The organism is Cerasicoccus arenae, from assembly GCF_014651635.1.
Lineage (GTDB): Bacteria > Verrucomicrobiota > Verrucomicrobiia > Opitutales > Cerasicoccaceae > Cerasicoccus > Cerasicoccus arenae.
Window position 1 is genome coordinate 1 of the sequence record NZ_BMXG01000016.1, and the last position, 18,072, is coordinate 18,072.

Annotated in this window: 16 protein-coding genes and 2 pseudogenes; 4 read left to right on the forward strand and 14 right to left on the reverse strand. The window is 47.8% G+C overall.

Features of this window, described 5'->3' with window-relative positions; all coding sequences use genetic code 11:
* Window positions 1-124: 124 nt before the first annotated feature.
* A pseudogene (locus tag IE065_RS12495) lies at window positions 125-325 on the forward strand (transposase); the annotation flags it as partial.
* Window positions 326-359: 34 nt separating this feature from the next.
* Here IE065_RS12495 and IE065_RS12500 read toward each other — a convergent pair.
* The 14 genes and pseudogenes from IE065_RS12500 to IE065_RS12565 all read right to left on the reverse strand — a co-directional run bounded on the left by IE065_RS12500 (window position 360) and on the right by IE065_RS12565 (window position 14,692).
* Window positions 360-2,291, reverse strand: coding sequence for a hypothetical protein (locus IE065_RS12500; RefSeq protein ID WP_189515576.1), 1,932 nt, complete (start codon window positions 2,289-2,291; stop codon window positions 360-362).
* A gap of 2 nt (window positions 2,292-2,293) precedes the next feature.
* Window positions 2,294-2,686: a hypothetical protein gene (locus IE065_RS12505; protein ID WP_189515578.1), complete on the reverse strand. Its 393-nt coding sequence runs from the start codon at window positions 2,684-2,686 to the stop codon at window positions 2,294-2,296.
* Between the two features lies 1 nt (window position 2,687).
* Window positions 2,688-3,173, reverse strand: a pseudogene (locus IE065_RS18400) (MauE/DoxX family redox-associated membrane protein).
* Window positions 3,155-3,577, reverse strand: a complete 423-nt coding sequence (locus IE065_RS12515; protein ID WP_189515582.1) for a rhodanese-like domain-containing protein — start codon at window positions 3,575-3,577, stop codon at window positions 3,155-3,157. The pseudogene IE065_RS18400 and the gene IE065_RS12515 overlap by 19 nt, the downstream one beginning before the upstream one ends.
* Window position 3,578: 1 nt before the next feature.
* The gene (locus IE065_RS12520) at window positions 3,579-5,030 is read right to left on the reverse strand and encodes an O-antigen ligase family protein (RefSeq protein ID WP_189515584.1); all 1,452 of its coding nucleotides are present in this window, start codon (window positions 5,028-5,030) and stop codon (window positions 3,579-3,581) included.
* Entirely contained in the window at window positions 5,030-6,055 is a 1,026-nt protein-coding gene (locus tag IE065_RS12525; protein WP_189515585.1) for a hypothetical protein, read from the reverse strand. Before IE065_RS12525 ends, IE065_RS12520 begins: the two co-directional genes overlap by 1 nt.
* 24 nt (window positions 6,056-6,079) lie before the next feature.
* Window positions 6,080-7,723, reverse strand: coding sequence for a hypothetical protein (locus tag IE065_RS12530; RefSeq protein WP_189515587.1), 1,644 nt, complete (start codon window positions 7,721-7,723; stop codon window positions 6,080-6,082).
* Between the two features lie 85 nt (window positions 7,724-7,808).
* Window positions 7,809-7,985 carry a hypothetical protein gene (locus tag IE065_RS12535; RefSeq protein WP_189515590.1) on the reverse strand — a complete coding sequence of 59 codons (177 nt, stop codon included), beginning with the start codon at window positions 7,983-7,985 and terminating at the stop codon, window positions 7,809-7,811.
* Between the two features lie 7 nt (window positions 7,986-7,992).
* Window positions 7,993-8,811, reverse strand: a complete 819-nt coding sequence (locus tag IE065_RS12540; RefSeq protein WP_189515592.1) for a hypothetical protein — start codon at window positions 8,809-8,811, stop codon at window positions 7,993-7,995.
* Between the two features lie 20 nt (window positions 8,812-8,831).
* Window positions 8,832-9,584, reverse strand: coding sequence for a DUF1573 domain-containing protein (locus IE065_RS12545; RefSeq protein WP_189515594.1), 753 nt, complete (start codon window positions 9,582-9,584; stop codon window positions 8,832-8,834).
* A 115-nt stretch (window positions 9,585-9,699) separates the two neighbouring features.
* A complete protein-coding gene (locus tag IE065_RS12550) occupies window positions 9,700-10,845 on the reverse strand; it encodes a hypothetical protein (protein WP_189515596.1) in 1,146 nt (381 codons plus the stop codon).
* A gap of 101 nt (window positions 10,846-10,946) precedes the next feature.
* A complete protein-coding gene (locus IE065_RS12555) occupies window positions 10,947-11,798 on the reverse strand; it encodes a hypothetical protein (protein WP_189515598.1) in 852 nt (283 codons plus the stop codon).
* A 39-nt stretch (window positions 11,799-11,837) separates the two neighbouring features.
* A complete protein-coding gene (locus IE065_RS12560; RefSeq protein WP_189515600.1) occupies window positions 11,838-12,455 on the reverse strand; it encodes a hypothetical protein in 618 nt (205 codons plus the stop codon).
* Between the two features lie 584 nt (window positions 12,456-13,039).
* Window positions 13,040-14,692 carry an ATP-binding cassette domain-containing protein gene (locus IE065_RS12565; RefSeq protein ID WP_189515606.1) on the reverse strand — a complete coding sequence of 551 codons (1,653 nt, stop codon included), beginning with the start codon at window positions 14,690-14,692 and terminating at the stop codon, window positions 13,040-13,042.
* A 227-nt stretch (window positions 14,693-14,919) separates the two neighbouring features.
* On the opposite strand from IE065_RS12565, the gene IE065_RS12570 reads away from it, so the two are divergent.
* From IE065_RS12570 to IE065_RS12580, 3 genes are read left to right on the forward strand one after another with little or no spacing between them, the layout of a single operon-like run.
* Window positions 14,920-16,272 carry an ABC transporter substrate-binding protein gene (locus IE065_RS12570; protein WP_189515608.1) on the forward strand — a complete coding sequence of 451 codons (1,353 nt, stop codon included), beginning with the start codon at window positions 14,920-14,922 and terminating at the stop codon, window positions 16,270-16,272.
* The gene (locus IE065_RS12575; RefSeq protein ID WP_189515609.1) at window positions 16,269-17,186 is read left to right on the forward strand and encodes a carbohydrate ABC transporter permease; all 918 of its coding nucleotides are present in this window, start codon (window positions 16,269-16,271) and stop codon (window positions 17,184-17,186) included. The genes IE065_RS12570 and IE065_RS12575 overlap by 4 nt, the downstream gene beginning before the upstream one ends.
* Window positions 17,183-18,025: a carbohydrate ABC transporter permease gene (locus IE065_RS12580; protein ID WP_189515611.1), complete on the forward strand. Its 843-nt coding sequence runs from the start codon at window positions 17,183-17,185 to the stop codon at window positions 18,023-18,025. Before IE065_RS12575 ends, IE065_RS12580 begins: the two co-directional genes overlap by 4 nt.
* Window positions 18,026-18,072 lie beyond the last annotated feature (47 nt).

An 18,072-nucleotide genomic window follows, 5' to 3' on the forward strand; every position in this document is an offset into this window, starting at 1 on the left:
TTATTCCCCATTCTCGGTGACGGCCCGAACAACTCTCCTCAACAACACAAAAAACTAGACCTTCCAAGGAACCGTAAAACAAAGTGCGAAAGAATCTGGACACTACCGAAACAATACCTACGTTATCGTCAAACGCTCAGATACCGCCGGCAGGTTCGAGATACTGCCCAAGCGTTGGATCGTCGAAAGAACATTTGGGTGGCTCTCAAAACACCGACGATTGGCAAAGGACTACGAGACAAACACCGACTCGTCTGTGGCGATGATTCATATCGCCATGACGCGACTCATGATCAAACGAATCGCAAACAAGAAGAATTTTTAGACGCCCTCTAAGAAGTTGGCATCCACCAACGACTCTACGGATTGGCTGAGGCGAATTCATCTCCGACATTGATGGGCTTCCCGCCAATCAATATCTGTCTGGAACATCGCTGTATGCCTTCATCGGCAAAGTGGCTTGCGGGATATAGTTGCTTTGCGCGCAGGAAAGCAAACAAGGCCTTACTGTAGTCTTCCTCGCTAATCGCTTCTTCACCCTCGGAAAGCGCTGCGGCAAAGCGTGATGCTTTGACCGCAAAATCCCCACGCATGCGGTTAAGCTCCTGGTCATCCGGATATTGCTGATAGGCATGCTCCAGAATTTCCCATGCACCAAATTTGTTGTCGATACGACTGAGCTCCTGGGCTTGGGCCATCGCGGTTTCAATACGCTCCATTCGCTTCATGATGTCTAGGAAATCCTTATTACGAGCGCCATCCATCGCGAGCGCAGCAGCGAAGCGGAAGCGGTCATTAAAGATTGCCCGAAAATCCTTCTGCTTTACCAAGCGGTCGAAATCACCAGAAGCCAGTTCCTGAACATCGGTCTTTTCCAGCAGTTTTTCGGAGAATTTCTGAATCTCCGGATTGGTAGGCCAGAATTCTACAGCCTCCCTTAAACCCGCCTCTATTCCAACACGATCCTGTTCGTAAGCAGCGCTTAAAGCGCGCTGAATTGCAAGATTACTCAGCTGCTTCGAAGTTGCGATGAAAGCGTCGGCCTTACCGGTATCAAAGTCCTGCACATACTCGGTGATCCTGGTCAAAGTTTCGCTCGCACGATCAAAATTTTTAACCTCTAAGGCATTGGCCAATGTATTCAGATCACGAATATAGCTCAAAATCTGCCTTTTTTTGTCCAGCGGAAAAGTCTTCACAGAGGGTAAGTATTCGCCCAGATAGAAGGCTTCTAGTAGACGCTTGGCCGCCATGTGGATCTCACCATGCTCCAGATGAAAATTTACGGTTTTTATGGATTGGCCTACATCGGCCATAGCTTCCTTGGAAAGTGCGTCAATCGTTGACGTCGTAATTTTCACATCCAAATCGCCAAATACTTGGCCCTTGAGCGATTCGGCACCCTCTAAAGTATTATCTTCAGCACTAAACATGTAGCGGTAGAAGTCATTAGCAATCAGAGTGTGCTGAAAGCGACGCTGAATAAAGAACTGCATGATCATACTTTGAAATTCCAGCTTCTGATTGATTCGGGAAGACAACTCGTAGTCTTTGTTTACGTTGAGTTGCTTTTCCGTTTCATCTAAGCGTTTCTTCTCGGGTTCGAGGAGGTAATCCAAGGCTGGCGGCGCCGGATTGTCACGGCCAATCGTGCCGCGTGTCATGTCGATGAACTCTCGGCGATCCCGATTATTAATTATGCGCATGTTTGATTCAATCCGGCTGCGGTCTTCCTCGAGCCGTTCGTTTTCCAACAGGAGGTTTCGTATTTTCGAGTTCGTCTGCCAAAAGCTGACCACGCGGTCAGCGAGAGTTTCGCTCAAACCACTATCCATGGGGAACTCGGAAGCTTGGTAAAGCATGCGCCACGCTTCTGCGACACGCTTCGCATCCTTACCACCATTGTAACCGACCAATTGCCGATTGATCTGTTCGAGGATTTCATTATATTCGACATCCTCCTGACTAGTGGCTGGGGGCGAGTTTAGATATTTTTCAAAGCGGGCCTTGGCCATCTCAGAGTCGCCAAGATTAAAGGACTTTCCCTGCCAGTTAAAAGAGCTGCTGCGCAGGTCAAAACCTTCAAGAACTGTGCGCACGCCAGCAGATGAATCTTCCCCCGATCGTGGGGCCTGACGCGGTGGATTATTGAAATTCCCTCCAGTTGAAGGCCCTTGGGCGGACGTAGGCCCTAGCGATGACGCGCCAGATCCAGTGGGCTTTGGAATGTCTTGGCTCTGCGCCAATAATGCGCTCGCAAAGAGGAAAATGGTCAAGGTAAATACCTTCATGATTATAGCTTAGTAAAGGATTCAACGGTCAATACGCCGCGCTCGTCCACGCGTAAACCAAAACGATAGATCTGCCCTGGATTGGGGCTAAAGTCCTCAAAACCATACGGAACAAATAGGGGCACCGAATCATTTGTAGCGACGTCTTGCGTGAGCAACAACCGGCCCACGCCAGTTTCATAGCCCAGTTGGGTATCAATACGCCCCTCCAACTCATATTGATTGCCAGAGAACGCCTTGGGATTGTCCGCAAATTGCGCCACTGGCAAGGGCTGTGACACGCCGCCAGCAAGATTGCGGTACGCCATTAAGCCCACCAAAACGAGTATGGCGAGGCCCGCGACTACGAAAACCGGGACAAGTGCGGATTTTCCAGAACGGTAATTTTTCTTCATATTAGTTGGGGTGGAGAGTTGGCTTGCTCAATGGACACGCGACATTCGATGCAGTTGGCTTAAATGATAACTTGGCATTTGAAAAGATGGATAACGTGATGGATAACGACAATAGAACGACGTCTCGAAGCAGCACCAGCCAATAATTGCTATTCTCAGTTTCTGAGCCAAAGCATCCGCAGTTGATGTTCAGGCCACGTACCCATGCGGCACACAGTGCAACCATGAATACGAACATCATGCATGCCATTATGCTTGTGGAAGCACGCTTCAACGAATGAAAGCACATCATAACAACAACCAACATTTCCAATTACGGCAAGTAAAAAGCCATTAGCCAAGCCACGTCATAGGGAACAAGTTGATAAGCTTCAATTGAATGGAGAAACTCGGTTGGCGCGATGAACTTTACGACTCCCGAATAAACAAACACCGCAGCCAGTATCGATTGGGCTAGAATCAGAAAAATCATTTTACTTCGAGCCATGCGCCCCACTCTCCTTTCAGGACATAAATTTCGTCCATCGCGAACTCGTTTGGCAGGCGTTCAGCCAGCTCCTTGCTGGCACGACACTGGCGATTATTACAATAAACCACCACCGCGAGTCCGAGTTCCCATTTATTCAGAAACAACCCCGCCTGTTCATCAAAATGAGACAACGACAGATTGATTACACTCGGAATATGGTCCTGATCGAACGGTTCCGGCTCGCGCGCATCGATCCACAGATATGGCCGATCCCACGAACCCAGAACAGTATAATCCACTTCGCCCTCGCCTAAGGTTTCAACATTCCAATGCGGGAGATCCGGATTCAGCCACACGTTAATCCCACCCAATAAGATTGGAGCTGTCAGAAGTATAGAAAATTGGATGAGAAATCGTTTCATACTACATGGCGAAAGGATCGTGCCCCGAGGCTAGCGTTGATTTTGAATCGTTTTGATAGTTCGAACCATCAGTGCCACTTCCCATATCCAACAGGTATCGTGGCCAGTCCGGAATGTAATCCATCACACCGGACAAAGTGGTTATTTTCCACAGTTCATTGTCCGCAGCGGCATTGCGCCACGCAATGCTGCGGCGCCAGTCACCCATGCTACCAAGGTAAATTTCCAAAGGCCGATTCACCGCCACACGCTGCCATTGCTCAATTGAATCAGACCCAGGGTTCATCAAGGTAATTTCTTCCACAGACTCTGGCAGCGGCCCATCAAACGTCATGTCTCCCGCAAAGAGCAGTCGCTTTGGGTTGGACGCCTGCCAAGTCACCCCATAGTCAATATTTACCTGACCCAACTCATCCAGGTATTTCCGGACTGAATGCCCGTACTTGTCGCCTATGACTCGCCGGTGCGGAGCGATAATCCAGAGCGGATCGGAAGAAGGCTCTCCCGCAGTCACGAGTATCTTGTTTGCTTGAATCGTGATTGGCGTCGGGATCCAATAAGCTGCCGCGACCAGAACGATTATTGAAGCAAGTGCGCTAGACAAACTCAACACTGCTTCATGCTTCTGCAAATGCTGTCGCCGCAAAAGCCGCTCCAGCAGGACTCCGGTCAGCAGCAGGCCTGGCAATATCCAAACAGCTGGCAAATTCAATGTCCGACTAAATAGACCTGTAAAAAACAGAGTAGCCCAAGCAGCAAAGGCCACCATGCGTAAATGTCCGCTGCCCCTCGATGGCCACAACAGCGCAAGAATCGACGCCCAAGCAAAAATGTATGCAAGCTTGAAGGCGACATCCTGCTCGGCTAGCCAAGTCAAATGCGAGTTTACCAGGGACAGATAGGTACGTGTATCGCCAACGGGCTGATACCACTGTGCATAAAAGTCGCCAGCTCGATCGGTACCCACACCTTCAGGCGCATCTTTGATCATCGACAAGCCGGCCGAATACAACAGTAGGCGCACATTAGTCGATTCATCTTCACCACTGGTTATCGACACCAGCCGGTCGCGCATCCCCAGCTCACCGGAATACCAGCCAGCAGTAAGGAATACGAGCACTAGTGCAATCAACCGCAACCACGTCAAACGGCGCCTGATAACATCATGCAATGAGTCTTCCGCATGCCAACGCTCCATGCCCAAGAGAATCATTAAACCTAACACAACGGCCACCAAACCACCTCGCGACTCGGTTTGCAGAAGAAAGAAAAGGCAAGCACTGAACAAGGTCAGGCTTAACCAGTAGCCCCAACGCTTGAAATGCAGCGCGAACCACCAAACAGACACTGCAAAAACGGCGATGAAAGCTGCCGTTCGATTTGACGATCCAGGTCCATTATCAAACCAATCAAGGCGATACTCCGGCAAGAAAAAACTGGATAGTCCTTCCATCACTCAATTACCGTGCCCCATGCTTCGGCAATTTCCTTTGTCGGTAACGCCACCATAAATTCCGGCGTCACATATTCTTCAGCCTGTTTCACTGGAAATGCCTCTTGATTGAAATAGTCCCCGACATAGGTCGGATATCGCATGAAGTAGAACTGATCCACCTCCGGCTTTTTCCAATTCTCGTCCGTTGGATCTGGAATGAATTTCAGGCAGTAATCAAAAAACTTCAGCGTCAAGGCCTCCGTTTCTGGACTGCTGCTATGACCTAGATTTTCCTCCGCCCGAAATATCATGTGATAGCCCTTTTTAAGACCATCTCGATAAAAGCGTTGCCCCGCTGGATATCCATACTCGCGCGTCCCAGTCGTCACCAACCACAAAACTTCGTTCGCATCATCTGACAATGCATCATAGCTGCTGTTCACGTGCATGTGAACTCCGAAAAAGTAATCGGGCTTGCGCAACGCCAAACGGTGTCCCATCTGCCCGCCACCACTAATGCCGTAGAGCATGGTATCATGCATGGGAAGTGAATACTTTTTACAAATTCGCTTAAAGCCCATTTCCCATTCACGTGCGCGCTTGTCGTAGTCTTTCTCATACCGCTCGGCCCGCTCTTCTTCGAAATCCACAGTGTCTTCATTGTGCCGATACCCTTTAAAATTCGTCCAGCAAATCACCGCCAAGTTATTCTCCTCCGCAAACTTAATAATATGCGAAAATCGACCCTTCATTTCTAAATTACCTCGAATATCATCTGCTCGAGTCTGCCATGTACAAACCGCAATTAGCCCACGAACCGCAGGAATCGGTTCATTAAACATGTTCTTTCGGTCCGCCTCGACGTCCCAACTATTGGGCATCCTCAGATAGAAGGTAATGTCCTCGTATTTGGCGATTTTTGTAGGCTCAACCAGCTTATACACATCTGCACATAGCACCGACATGCTAGACAAAAATGCAGAAACCATAAAAGCCTTGAATTTATGAATCTTCATTATCCTACATATATATTCATAATACATTAAGGAATGCTTTATATTGAAAATCTATATTCCCTGACTGATTACAGTTATTGCATTGAAAATATCTGACAACTCAGTCGGGTCTTCAATCCAACGAACATGCTGTAGATTACCCTCGGCAAGATTCTTGAGACGCACCCTTCCATCTTTCAGTACAATGTAATGTAATCCGCTACCCCGTTCTCGAAAGAACCAATTACCCTGTCCCTTGCGATAGATCATCCATTCATCCGTAAATCCATTTATTTTCTCTATTTTTCCATCAACCAGCACCAGTACCCGTGCAATCCCATCTATCTGCTGATAGACCTCCCGTATTTGCTTACCATCTTCAAAGCGTAGTCGCTCAGTCAGTTTGCCATCGGAAAATTTATCTTCTCGAACAAGCTGATCGTCACGGACTACTCGAAGTATATCGCCATCATGGATGTAGTGCGTCTGCACGTCTGACAGCCAATCAACTTCCCGTAATAGCTCACCATTCGGCGCATAGGCAAAGCTCTTCTGCATGTCCCAGTCGCCTTTATCATTTTTCTTTTCAATCTTACGTAAATTTAGGTAAGCTGCCCCGGGTGCCATGATGAATGTCTTTCGCAAAACATTTCCAGCAGCATCAGTGTAACTACGCATGCCAGAATCCCAATTATAGGACCACTGCTCTGGTTTCTTTTCCTCACCTTCAATATATCGCTTGATGGATACATTCCCAGGAGTAGCGGTTACCTGCTCCATATCGTAGCCCAAAAATGGATCAAAAGCATCGTTTTTGACATCGTAATTAGCACCACTATCTGTAGTGATGAACCCAGAGCGTGCCTCCCATTCGGCCCAACTACTACCCGAACCACCGTCTGAATAAGCAATCCGGTTAACTGCAGTAGTCACTGTTTCTGCTTTATTATTATTTTTGCCCTTCTCTCGTTTAATGACACGCTCAACAGGCTCTCCTAAGCTGTAGGTAAACTGTTCATTTCCTAAGCGTGTGAGAAAACTGACCCGGTAATTCTTATAAGGTGTCTTCCCATCTGGCGACACCATATCCCCCCCCCCAAGCTCTACGGAATATTTGGCATCTCCTATTTGAACGAGCTTTGGTGTCGCGACTCCGTTATACTCCACATTGAAAAGCACTTCATTTCCACTGTCCGCAACGATCGCTTTAGGAAATCCTCGACCATTATAGTCGAGACGACAAGTCTGCGTCCCTTCTCCGAGCCTGAAGCGCACGAGACGGCCATCTCGATACTCAAATGCCCAGCCAGAATTTGCCTTGGATGTTATCAGGTACTCATTACGCCTTTGATCATAGACCGCCTCCAAATCTCCACCTTGGTGCTGGTATATTTTTTTTCCGCGAGGAGCTTCCTTATCATTGGCAATAGTCAAGAAACGCCTTGAGCCATCTGGGCCATCCCATATGACTTTACCCTGATTATATTCAAACACAGTTGAATCAAAAAGCGGGATGGTCCAGCCCGGCCCAAAGGCCCCAGGTTTTAATCTTGGGTCACTCGTAAAGATAAGATCGACATCAAAGTCCAACCCCTTTCCTACATCAATGGAACCTAGCTCCCGCTTAATCTGCAAATACCCGTAATTGTTCGCATTCCCAATGGAATTGGGACGATCTACAAGTATCGGCGCAGCTTTGGCGACAGAGGCAACCATGCAAAGCACAGCAGTAACTGTTGCCAGAGATAATATGTTCCAATTTCGAACCACAACCTGAAGCCCTATTCCGTCATCAAACTCGTTAAGCTACGAATTCTTCACCCATGCAATCGCTGCCACCTCCAGGCTCACCCTCATCCGTCGGCACTGGATTACAAGGATCCCCTTCATCAGCCAACAATACATCAGCTCGTGCGTTTTCGTAATTCGCTGTAGCGACAGCGAAGATTCCTAACATGATCATTATGCAGTATTTCATTTTTATTCTATTGGTTAATCGATTGAATATTATTTAACTCCCCCCAAGGCTCCAAAAGCATTCGAGTAGGCAGAAAACTTAGTAACGCAGGTTGATATGTAGAATCTGGATCCACGTATTCCTCTCCCGTATCAACATCAACAAAAACCCCCAGGTTCTTGGGAATATTTGAATCCTCCAGTGCCGTCGAAAAGAAATCTCGAATAAACTGCTCAAAAGCCCGATGGCGCCCATGTCCAGTCTCCGACAGGCTAATCCATATCCACGGCTTCCCTAAAGCACGGCCCTCATAGAAGTAGGCAAAGGTTGGTTGCCAGCGGAGACCATCCAGTTCTCCGCAAGCCACAATACCAGGCGGCATAATCTCTGCAGACTTAGGCGAATCCCAGAACTGGGCGGAATAGGCAGTCCATGCTAGAATGCGTTCTGGCTTCCATTCAACAAAGCGGCTCGTGAAATGGGCACCGCCGGAGAATCCGTAAATGAAGATCGGCAAATCTTTTCCGTATTCTTTCCGAATCGCTTCCAAGAGCGCGTCCCCCGAACCCTGATCCGGCCAGTAATATCCCTCTCGCTCGCCATTATATAACTTCCGAGTATCTGATTTGTAGGACAAAGCCATGAGGCCAATTTGATGCTCTCTTGCATAATTCAACCATGGCTTCTCATTCAAGAAAAAGTCACCGTTTTGGTTCAAACCTGGGCACAAAACCAACACCGCCCGTTCGTCACCTGTGACATCGATGACCGAGTAATCATACACATCCTTAGCCGCCACAATTTGTATAGCGAAGATGAATGCTAATATGACTAAATGGAATCCCATGAGTGTAGCCCTCGTTTTAGTTACTTGATGAGTGCGTGGGCGAAATACGTTTTAGGCTCAGACCCCTCTATGCTTGCAAAAATTTTGATCACAGCACGCTGTGTTTCATCCATGTTACTGGGAGCCACGAGAATCTCATATCCCCTCGCCACATCCTCCATTGGCATAAGCTGCACCGCGAAGGCATCCGACTCGCACTTGATACTGGAGATGTCGACTGACGCATCACCGGGCAAGATCTGAATCGTCTTGGGATCAGGGCTACTGTCCAAATGCCAGACAAGTAAACCAGGTTTGATCTCAAGTAATTTGGGTACCGTGACATCAAGTCCTAGCTTAATTTCCGGTTGTCCCAAATTGTTCGTAAAAACGGTGACCGTTTTCTTCTGTACCCCTTGACGTTTACCAATGTTAAACACGCCTTTGATCTCACCAATCTCACCTGGCTTATAAATTTTCTTGTCCAACTCTGCAGTAGTGCAACCACAGCTGGTCTTAACCCGTGTGATCTCTACCGACTGGTCTCCATCATTCTTAAACGCGAACGTGAACGGATACTTTTCGGCACCCAGCTCAGCTTTATCCGAAATGGAAGTCACCGAGAAAATCAGTTTAGCCGAAAGATCCGGAGCTAACTGCTGTGCGATCACGAGGATTAACAGTGTGCGACAAAGCTTACCTAAGGCAGCAGTTGGCAGCAGTAAAATATTAGCCGTTTGAAATAACATGTAGACGGTGATTGAAGAATATTTATTCAAGGCAATAAATACCATGAGATACCTTAATATGATATTTGGTTATTACACCAATGAATATGCGCCTCCGGATATAGGTAATGGTTTAATTGTCATGCACTTAAATCAGTTCAATAATCATTGATAAACAATCCTATCGACTCTCCTCGACTGATTTCAAAAAACTACTTGCCATGCGATTTTCTGGATCGATTTCAAGAATTCGTTTCAGGTAATCGGCCCCGTCAGCTCCAAGTTTATCACTGACAAAAAAGCTGAGAAACAGTAAATTTACGTCATTATTAAGATACTTACTCTTCTCCAAATCCTCCTTTATCAACGAGTAATTTTTAAATAATGCGTAACTGAAATAACCTTGATATACTTCTCCTAGTGAAGAATCTGGGAATTTCGTTTTGATTTTTTCATACCCCGGAACAGTCTTAATCCCGTCAGAAATGAATAAACTCCGATGGGGCTTAAGCTCCTTCATCTGCAATAGAATCGCATTTAAGTTTCCCATCTCCTCAGCACTGTCGACGGAATCAATGTAATTTTCGAATTCAGCAACAGCATTTTCGTATTTTATCCTTCTATCTGCGAGCATCGCAACCCTCTCTGCCTCAGATGCCATTTGCATAAGCCTAGATTCCACAATCCGTGTCTCTTCCGCCAGAAGTCGTGCATAACGTCGCTCCGCCCATGCCCGAACCCCCTGAAATGCGGGCATATCAGAACTCATAAGCCCGTTGCTAGTTATTCCAGACAAGCCATTGCCAAATTCAATCAATGTGGACCTATCAGATTCCTCAATACGGCCAGAATCTGACAGAACAACGTAACGCCTCTGCATGCTTTCACTTACGACAGCTCCGGACTCCGGGAAATTCAAAACCATTACGTTCACGAGTTCTTGTATGTTCTTGATCGTCTTCGAATCTCCACCACCAGCCTCAATAGACATAATATAAAGCATCAAGGCATTCGCATTATTATTCATCGAATAATACATCACATCTCCGTAAGTGCCAAGCCACCCATCACTGTAACCTGGAAATTGAATTCTTAGTTCCCTTGCACGAAGAAGTCCATCCTTAGACAGGCGATTTATCGCACTGACGATTTCCTGCTTCTCCTCAAATGTCCATTCTCGAGATGACTTAGTCTTAAGAACGGCCTCTTGCAATTGTCGGCTTTCATCGATCAATTCCTCCAGGCCTTGAGCAAGGCCTGGAGGAATTCCATCTAATTCCATATCAATACCTGATGACACGGCTTGCACGAGATCCGACTCAGCCATGACATAAGGTGTTAGCACTAGAAACAAATATATACTCAGAAGTTTCAGAATCATCACTCTAATATTTTAACCGACATGGAATGCCACAACCCAGATAAAAACTATTGTACATCAACATAAATTCCTAAAACTGGACCACTCTTAGCTTCGTAATTTGCTTCTTCCAAAGTAGTCGAATCAGCAACGCCATCTGAGTTGCTATCGGCATAATAAAAAACATCGATATCCTCATTAGTTACCTTGATTTGTTCATACACATACAATGTTTGACCAGCTGTAACATTGAACGTCTGGCTGAAGTTAACACCCTGAGTAGTCGTGTTCGAGGCAGTTGTCGTACGAGAAGTGGAAGCCTTTGATGTCACACTAGAAGTAATGGTGCTAGTAGCGCTACCACCCACATTAACCAAACTCTTCACTTTCACCTCACCACTAATCCCAGTCGAATAACTGCCAGATGTAGTCGACGACAGCTCTAGACTTGTTGTCTCAGACTCGCCCCACGTCTTAGTAATTGTTCCAGAAACACCGACAGTAACCTGTCCAGACTGCGATGTCCCATAAAACGTGTGTAAGTTTTGGCCAAGATCCACAATAGACGTTGTGGAGACATCAACATGGTCTACCTCAGGCGCAGTATCAAATGTTGTAGTATCAGAAACATCTGGTCCTAGAGCCAAAACCCACCCTGTATTCTCGTATTTCACTTCAAGGTCATTGCTACCCGATGCGGTAATAACTGGCGTGTAGTCATCAAGGAAAGTCCAAATTCTTTCAGTCTCTGAGTTTGCACCAGATTGCGTCCAATTGCCCGGAGAATAAGTGAAGAATCCCGACTCGTTTGCTTGGAATTCCCCAGAAAAATTCCCTGTGTCATTGATGATAGTCACGCCACTTGCAAAAGGGGCCAAACCGAAAACTAATGCCGTAATCTTTAATTTCATAATCTTCATTTTCTTAGTTATTATTATTATTAAGACTAATTACGCAAATCATGGGACAAGCACGATATCCACATCTGCATCAGCGGCAGTAACCGAAAGAGTTGCACAAGTTTCGTCGTTAATCTTCGCTATCAAACTGCCCCCCGATTCCCCGATAGAGACAGTAACCGTGCCACCAGCGGATCCGGAGAAGGAAACTCCACCTTGACCTTCAAGAACAACATCACCTGCCGCAGACTCCGGACTGACATAAACTACAACTTCTTCTTCTCCATTCTTAATGACATCGATCGAACTTGTCGAAGTAGAGCTACCACCACCACTGCTATCAGCACCAGTACCTGCGGCCCCTTGGCGGAATTCAATCGTAACCGTTGAGCATGATAAACATTCATCATCCACTCCGTCTTCATCGGTATCTAAGTCACATTCATCAACGGACGTCGAGCCATCACCATCACAGTCACACCCCTCACAAGGATCGCATGACTCATTGGTCCCATCACCGTCGCAATCATATTGGGCCATCCCATCCAGGTTACCATCACCATTAGTATCACATTCACAATCCTCCGCATAAGCGCTTACCACGGAAACCGCCAATAGCGCACTCATTAGCCATGCCTTAAAACAGATATTTACTATTTTATTTAAACCGTTTTTCATTTTTTATATTTTTAATGTTTATATTTATTGAAAATCACATGGCCGCTTAACTAAAATTGGCCATAAAATGCCAACTTTTGATATCACAGCAAACCTGCCTATGCTTGCACGCATTCCCTGCCTACCATTGGCAGCAATATAGTAGGCACGCCGGGCCCCATCGATAATGGATCCAAATCCCCATTTAATCCCCACAGCTAGGTATTTTGATTCAAAGCAACAGAAAAAGCCACTAAACCAATGGTTAGTCGCATGTTTCACTTTGAAAATATTGACTGTTTGAAATGACATGTAGACTGAGAGGGAGCTCGCCTACGAGAGATAAGGAATAATACGAGATGGCTGCTTGAGCGCCGTGATAAATCCCACTTGTAAGCCTCTATTGTCAATAGTTTTATTTTTAACTTTTTTCGATGAAACCATTCATTGATCGACAAATAAGGTTTATCGCCCAAAACAGATCAAAAACATAATAAACAACTGATAACAAACTACTTATGTCATTTTATTTTGAATTTAAAAAAATCATTTGGCGGCATTTCAGACTGAACATAGGCAATAAACACTAGGAAAATACACGTCATTCAATGACGCTTTTTTACGCCATAAAAAACAGCAAAAAGCCCAACTGACGCTTGGAAAATGAGCGCCAATACAGCCAAAAATTCACTCGGCAGCCAACTAGTGTCTTTGATCCTGTAAGCATCGTAGACTTGGAAGTCCCTCATCGTCACTAAATATCCCGACCAGGACCAAAAGGCGTTGATGAATGGACGCAACACCCAGACAATCATATCCGGCAAAGCAAGCACGACACCCGACAGCGGCAATTGAAAACCTACTAAGTAGATTGAAAGGAGCGACGCTTTTTCGGTGGATGCGAACACCGCAGACATGCCCAGGCAGACCCAAGTCATTGACAAGCAGCAAAGTGATAAAATCGTCGCCTGCATTGCGAACGAGCCGGGGAACTGGCAGATGACCTTAACGAAAAGTGTCATCCACACACCCTGCAAAATCGCAATACCGCCAACGAACAGAAGTTTCGACAACGCATAACACCATGGACGCAGACCACTGATCTTCTCTTTCTCCAGTATGTGTCGTTCCGAGGCAATTTCGCGCGCACCGTTGTTAGCGCCCATCAAAGTGAGTAGAACGACCTGAAACATGATCAAGCCCGTAACCAATGAGGCAGTTTCTGCCGATTCCATCTGAAATCTCAAATTCTGCTGAATCTGCTGTATAAAGCTACCCGTCCGCTCCAGTGCTAGACCTTCGATTTGTGGCAGCCCCTTCAGCGCAAAAATCACGACGATACAGGGGAACCCAAAGGTCAGTGCGAGTAGTAACCATACATAGCCCGTATCGCGCGCCAATAAACGCACCCGGCGCTGAAACAAGGTGATGAACTGACGGAAAGCCGATGGCTTGCTGACTGGTTGATGCGTGGTTTCTGTAGAGGGAGTTTCAATGGGCTCATTTTGACAGTGCTGCGTCCAGCGCTCTGCCCAAGCTTCGGGCGCTTCTTGCGAAAGGGCGAAGTAGAGCTTCAACGGATCGCTCAAATCGAACCATTCACACATAGCTTCATAGCTCCCCTGATAAACCAAGTAGCCCTCGTAGAGCACAGTGATGAAATCAAAGTCCGGCAACTTGGAAAGGTTATGAATGATGCAGAGGAAGGTCTTCTCCTGTTCGTCGGCCAATTGCCGCAACAAGGCAATAATCTGGTCCTCGGATAACGGATCAAGGCCCGATGTCACTTCATCGCAGATCAGACATTCCGGATCACTGACTAGTTCTAACCCCAGACCCAGTCGGCGCATCTGGCCACCCGATAAGCTTTTAACTAGCTTACCTGAGTGCTCGGCCATTCCAATAAGCTCCGACACACGATCTAGCCGCTCCTGCCGATCCACGTTGCCAGCTACCGTCAGGTCAAAGGCATAGCCCAATGCCTCCCTAACTGTGAGATCCTCGTGGGCCACGCTGAATTGCGGTACCATGCCTACGCGTCCTGCCAGCGAACCTCCCAACGGATCGATTTTTTCTCCGCCAAAAGAAACAGCTCCTTCGTAATCGACTAGCCCTAGCAAGGACTTCACCAATGTAGTTTTACCACACCCCGAAGGACCGACTACGGCATTGAGCCTACCAGCGGCAAAACGCCCAGTAATTTTTTTTAATATCTTAGTCTCACCCAAGGCAACGTTCAATTCATCAAAGAAAAACATGTGAACCGAATACGGAAAGACAGTAACAATTAGACAAGGCTTTTTTGAAACTTGAGGCTATATTAGTGACATACTCCCCATAAACTCAGCCACTGCAGTGTTATGATTGCCCTATGGATGTGCGCATTCGACAGTGATATGAGGATACGTAGTTTAACTGATTAACGCCATTCGCGTCGCGCCTTCGTCTTTCAGATTTTTAGTTGGATGCAAAAGGACCATTGAGCATGCCCCCGATTAAGATCTTACCCATTACACTGATTTCTCTGGGACTCGTTTTACTCTACAGTCTCGTACACAATCCCGCCCCCCCCCCCCGTTCAGACGGGCGCATCGAAATCGAGTACTGGGAGAAGTGGACTGGCTTCGAACGTGATGCTATGGCGGATCTCGTCAACCAATATAACGCCTCACAGGACCGAGTCTTTATCAAGTTTCTCTCCGTCAGCAACATTGACCGAAAATTAATGCTCGCGACTGCAGGCGGCAACCCACCAGACGTCGCAGGCATCTGGTCGTCCAACTTGTCCGTGTTCGCCTCTAACGGCGCGTTGACGCCACTGGATAAAAAACTGGCGCAATCATCATTGGAAGAAAACGATTACCTGCCGTCGGTTTGGCAGCAACTCACGGTTTACAACCGCGTGTGGGCACTCCCGACCACACCGGGTTCCAATGCACTGCACTGGAATAAGCGTTTGTTCCGTGAAGCCGGACTGGACCCAGAGCGTCCACCCAAGACCATTGCCGAACTGGAATCCTACAATGATCGGCTGACTCAATTCAACGATGCCGGACGCATTGAGCTCATGGGCCATCTTCCGATGGAGCCGGGCTGGTGGAGCGCCAACTGGAGCATTTGGTTTGGTGGCGACATTTGGGATGGCCATAGCCGCGTCACCGCCACGAGTGAGGCCAACATGGCAGCGCTAGATTGGATCGAAAGCTACCCGGAGCGCTATGGTGCAGAGGCGCTTATGGGCTTTCGTCAACTCAGCGGCGTGTTCGCCTCGCCCGAGAATCCGTTCTTTCGCGAACGGGTGGCAATGGTGCTGCAGGGGCCGTGGATGTACAATTTCATTAACAACTTCGCCCAGCCTGACTTCGAATACGGTGTAGCACCCTTCCCCACCCTGCGCGAGGAAGACTACGGCGCGAGCCTCGTGGAGTGTGATTGCCTTGTAATCCCGCAAGGTGCCAAGCACCCAGAGGAAGCCTTTACCTTTATCGAGTGGCTGCAGCGACCGAAGCAACTGGAGGCGCTGAGTTTGGCGCAGTTGAAATTCAGTCCACTACAGGAAGTAAGCGAAGATTTTTATGCACGGCACCCCAATCCCTACATTCGTGTTTACCGAGAACTGGCCGAAAACCCTAAGGCGCGTATCCGACCACAAATGGTGACCTTTAACGAATTCAGTAGCGACATGGAAAATGCTATTGATGAAGTGGTCCGCGATGAAAAAAGCGCGCATGACGCCGCAGAGGAAGTGCAAAACCGCCAACAGGAACTCTTCAAGTACAAGCACCAAAACTGGCTCCAGATTCGCGAAGCGCGACTGGCAGAATGGGACCAGCGATGACCAAAACCGAGAAACGCAATATGGTGCTCGGCCTGTTATTCATTAGCCCATGGATAGCCGGCTTCATCCTGCTGACACTATACCCGCTGATCAGCTCAGCCTATCTATCGTTAACTGATTACTCCGTGCTCTCGAAGCCCATCTACATCGGCTTCGATAACTATGAACGAATCCTAGTCGACAAACTTTTCTGGCAGTCGCTTTGGAACACCTTCTACTTCGCCGCGTTGTCGATACCGATTAACTTACTATCAGCAATTTTTCTGGCCGTCCTGTTGAACTTCGATCTCCCTGGAAAAAAGATTTTCCGAACGATCTATTTCCTCCCTTCATTAGTGCCTATGGTTTGCCTAGGTGTGCTGTGGCAATGGATGCTCAATGGTCAGATCGGTCTGGTGAATCAGGCATTGTGGCCGGTGTTCGACACCTTTAACGCACTGTTCGGAACAACACTGACACCACCTAACTGGCTCGCGGATCCCGCCTATGCAAAAGCTGGATTGGTGCTGGCGAGCATGTGGGGAGTCGGCAATGCGGTGGTGATCTTTCTTGCTGGTTTGCAGGATGTCCCACGCGCACTCTATGAAGCGGCGGAACTGGATGGGTGCAACTTCTGGCAGAAGACGATCCACGTGACGCTGCCAATCATATCACCCGTAATCTACTTCAATGGCATCATGTCGCTGATTGGATCGTTTCAGGTTTTCGCCGTCCCTTATGTGATGACCAATGGCGGCGAAGGCCCCGGACGCTCCCTCTTGTTTACCGCCACCTACATCTTCAACAAAGGCTTTGAAGCCTGGAGCATGGGCTATGCCTGCGCCGTGGCGCTGATCCTCTTTGTCATCATCCTTACACTCACGTTACTGGCCACCCGCCTCTCTGAACGTCACGTGCATTACGCCAGTAAATGAATTCAAAAAGCGTCAGACTCGTTCAACGTATTTGCATCTACGTCATTCTGTTGCTGGGGGCGTTTGTGTTTATCGCACCATTTGCCTGGATGGTTTCCACATCGCTGAAGCCGCTCAATGAAACCATGTCTCTGCCGCCTCGCTGGCTGCCGTCAGTAATCCAGTGGGAAAACTACCCGCTGGCGATCAACGAAATGAAGCTATTTTGGCGCTACACAGCCAACACTATATTCCTGTGCGTGATGACGGTCATCGGAACCGTGCTCAGTAGTTCGCTGGCCGCGTATGGTTTCTCACGTATCGAGTGGTACGGACGCGACAAGGTATTTGTTCTCGTGCTCGCAACGATGATGATACCCTTCCCTGTAGTGATGGTTCCGCTCTACACATTGTTTCGCGAAATGGGCTGGATCGGCACTTACAAACCACTATGGGTGCCAAGCTTTTTAGCCGGAGCATTCAATGTATTTCTGCTCCGCCAATTCTTTTTAACGCTACCCAAGGAACTCGAAGAAGCGGCCAAAATAGATGGAGCCAATGAGCTGCAAGTCTTTTGGCTGGTCATCCTGCCACTGGCTAAACCCGCACTAATCGTCGTGGCGCTCTTTCAATTTATGGCAACATGGAATGATTTTCTCGGTCCTCTAATTTACCTCACCGACCAGTCAGACTTCACCCTCGCTCTGGGCCTACAAGCTTACCAGAGCAAAGGCGGCGGCACGGACTGGCATTATCTCATGGCTGCATCGACTTTGGTCGTATTGCCAGTTGTCGTGTTGTTCTTTTTTACCCAGCGGTACTTCGTGGAAGGCATCGCCACCACTGGCGGAAAGGGATGAGCAGGCGACAACTTAGTTAACTGTTCAGTCCCCCTTCACTCGACAAA

Excerpts from the sequence above, each read along its gene's own strand:
- IE065_RS12500 (WP_189515576.1), bottom strand. The coding sequence starts at position 2,291 with ATGAAGGTATTTACCTTGACCATTTTCCTCTTTGCGAGCGCATTATTG.
- IE065_RS12505 (WP_189515578.1), bottom strand. The coding sequence starts at position 2,686 with ATGAAGAAAAATTACCGTTCTGGAAAATCCGCACTTGTCCCGGTTTTC.
- IE065_RS12515 (WP_189515582.1), bottom strand. The coding sequence starts at position 3,577 with ATGAAACGATTTCTCATCCAATTTTCTATACTTCTGACAGCTCCAATC.
- IE065_RS12520 (WP_189515584.1), bottom strand. The coding sequence starts at position 5,030 with ATGGAAGGACTATCCAGTTTTTTCTTGCCGGAGTATCGCCTTGATTGG.
- IE065_RS12525 (WP_189515585.1), bottom strand. The coding sequence starts at position 6,055 with ATGTATTATGAATATATATGTAGGATAATGAAGATTCATAAATTCAAG.
- IE065_RS12530 (WP_189515587.1), bottom strand. The coding sequence starts at position 7,723 with ATGGTTGCCTCTGTCGCCAAAGCTGCGCCGATACTTGTAGATCGTCCC.
- IE065_RS12535 (WP_189515590.1), bottom strand. The coding sequence starts at position 7,985 with ATGAAATACTGCATAATGATCATGTTAGGAATCTTCGCTGTCGCTACA.
- IE065_RS12540 (WP_189515592.1), bottom strand. The coding sequence starts at position 8,811 with ATGGGATTCCATTTAGTCATATTAGCATTCATCTTCGCTATACAAATT.
- IE065_RS12545 (WP_189515594.1), bottom strand. The coding sequence starts at position 9,584 with ATGGTATTTATTGCCTTGAATAAATATTCTTCAATCACCGTCTACATG.
- IE065_RS12550 (WP_189515596.1), bottom strand. The coding sequence starts at position 10,845 with ATGGCTGAGTCGGATCTCGTGCAAGCCGTGTCATCAGGTATTGATATG.
- IE065_RS12555 (WP_189515598.1), bottom strand. The coding sequence starts at position 11,798 with ATGAAGATTATGAAATTAAAGATTACGGCATTAGTTTTCGGTTTGGCC.
- IE065_RS12560 (WP_189515600.1), bottom strand. The coding sequence starts at position 12,455 with ATGAAAAACGGTTTAAATAAAATAGTAAATATCTGTTTTAAGGCATGG.
- IE065_RS12565 (WP_189515606.1), bottom strand. The coding sequence starts at position 14,692 with ATGTTTTTCTTTGATGAATTGAACGTTGCCTTGGGTGAGACTAAGATA.
- IE065_RS12570 (WP_189515608.1), top strand. The coding sequence starts at position 14,920 with ATGCCCCCGATTAAGATCTTACCCATTACACTGATTTCTCTGGGACTC.
- IE065_RS12575 (WP_189515609.1), top strand. The coding sequence starts at position 16,269 with ATGACCAAAACCGAGAAACGCAATATGGTGCTCGGCCTGTTATTCATT.
- IE065_RS12580 (WP_189515611.1), top strand. The coding sequence starts at position 17,183 with ATGAATTCAAAAAGCGTCAGACTCGTTCAACGTATTTGCATCTACGTC.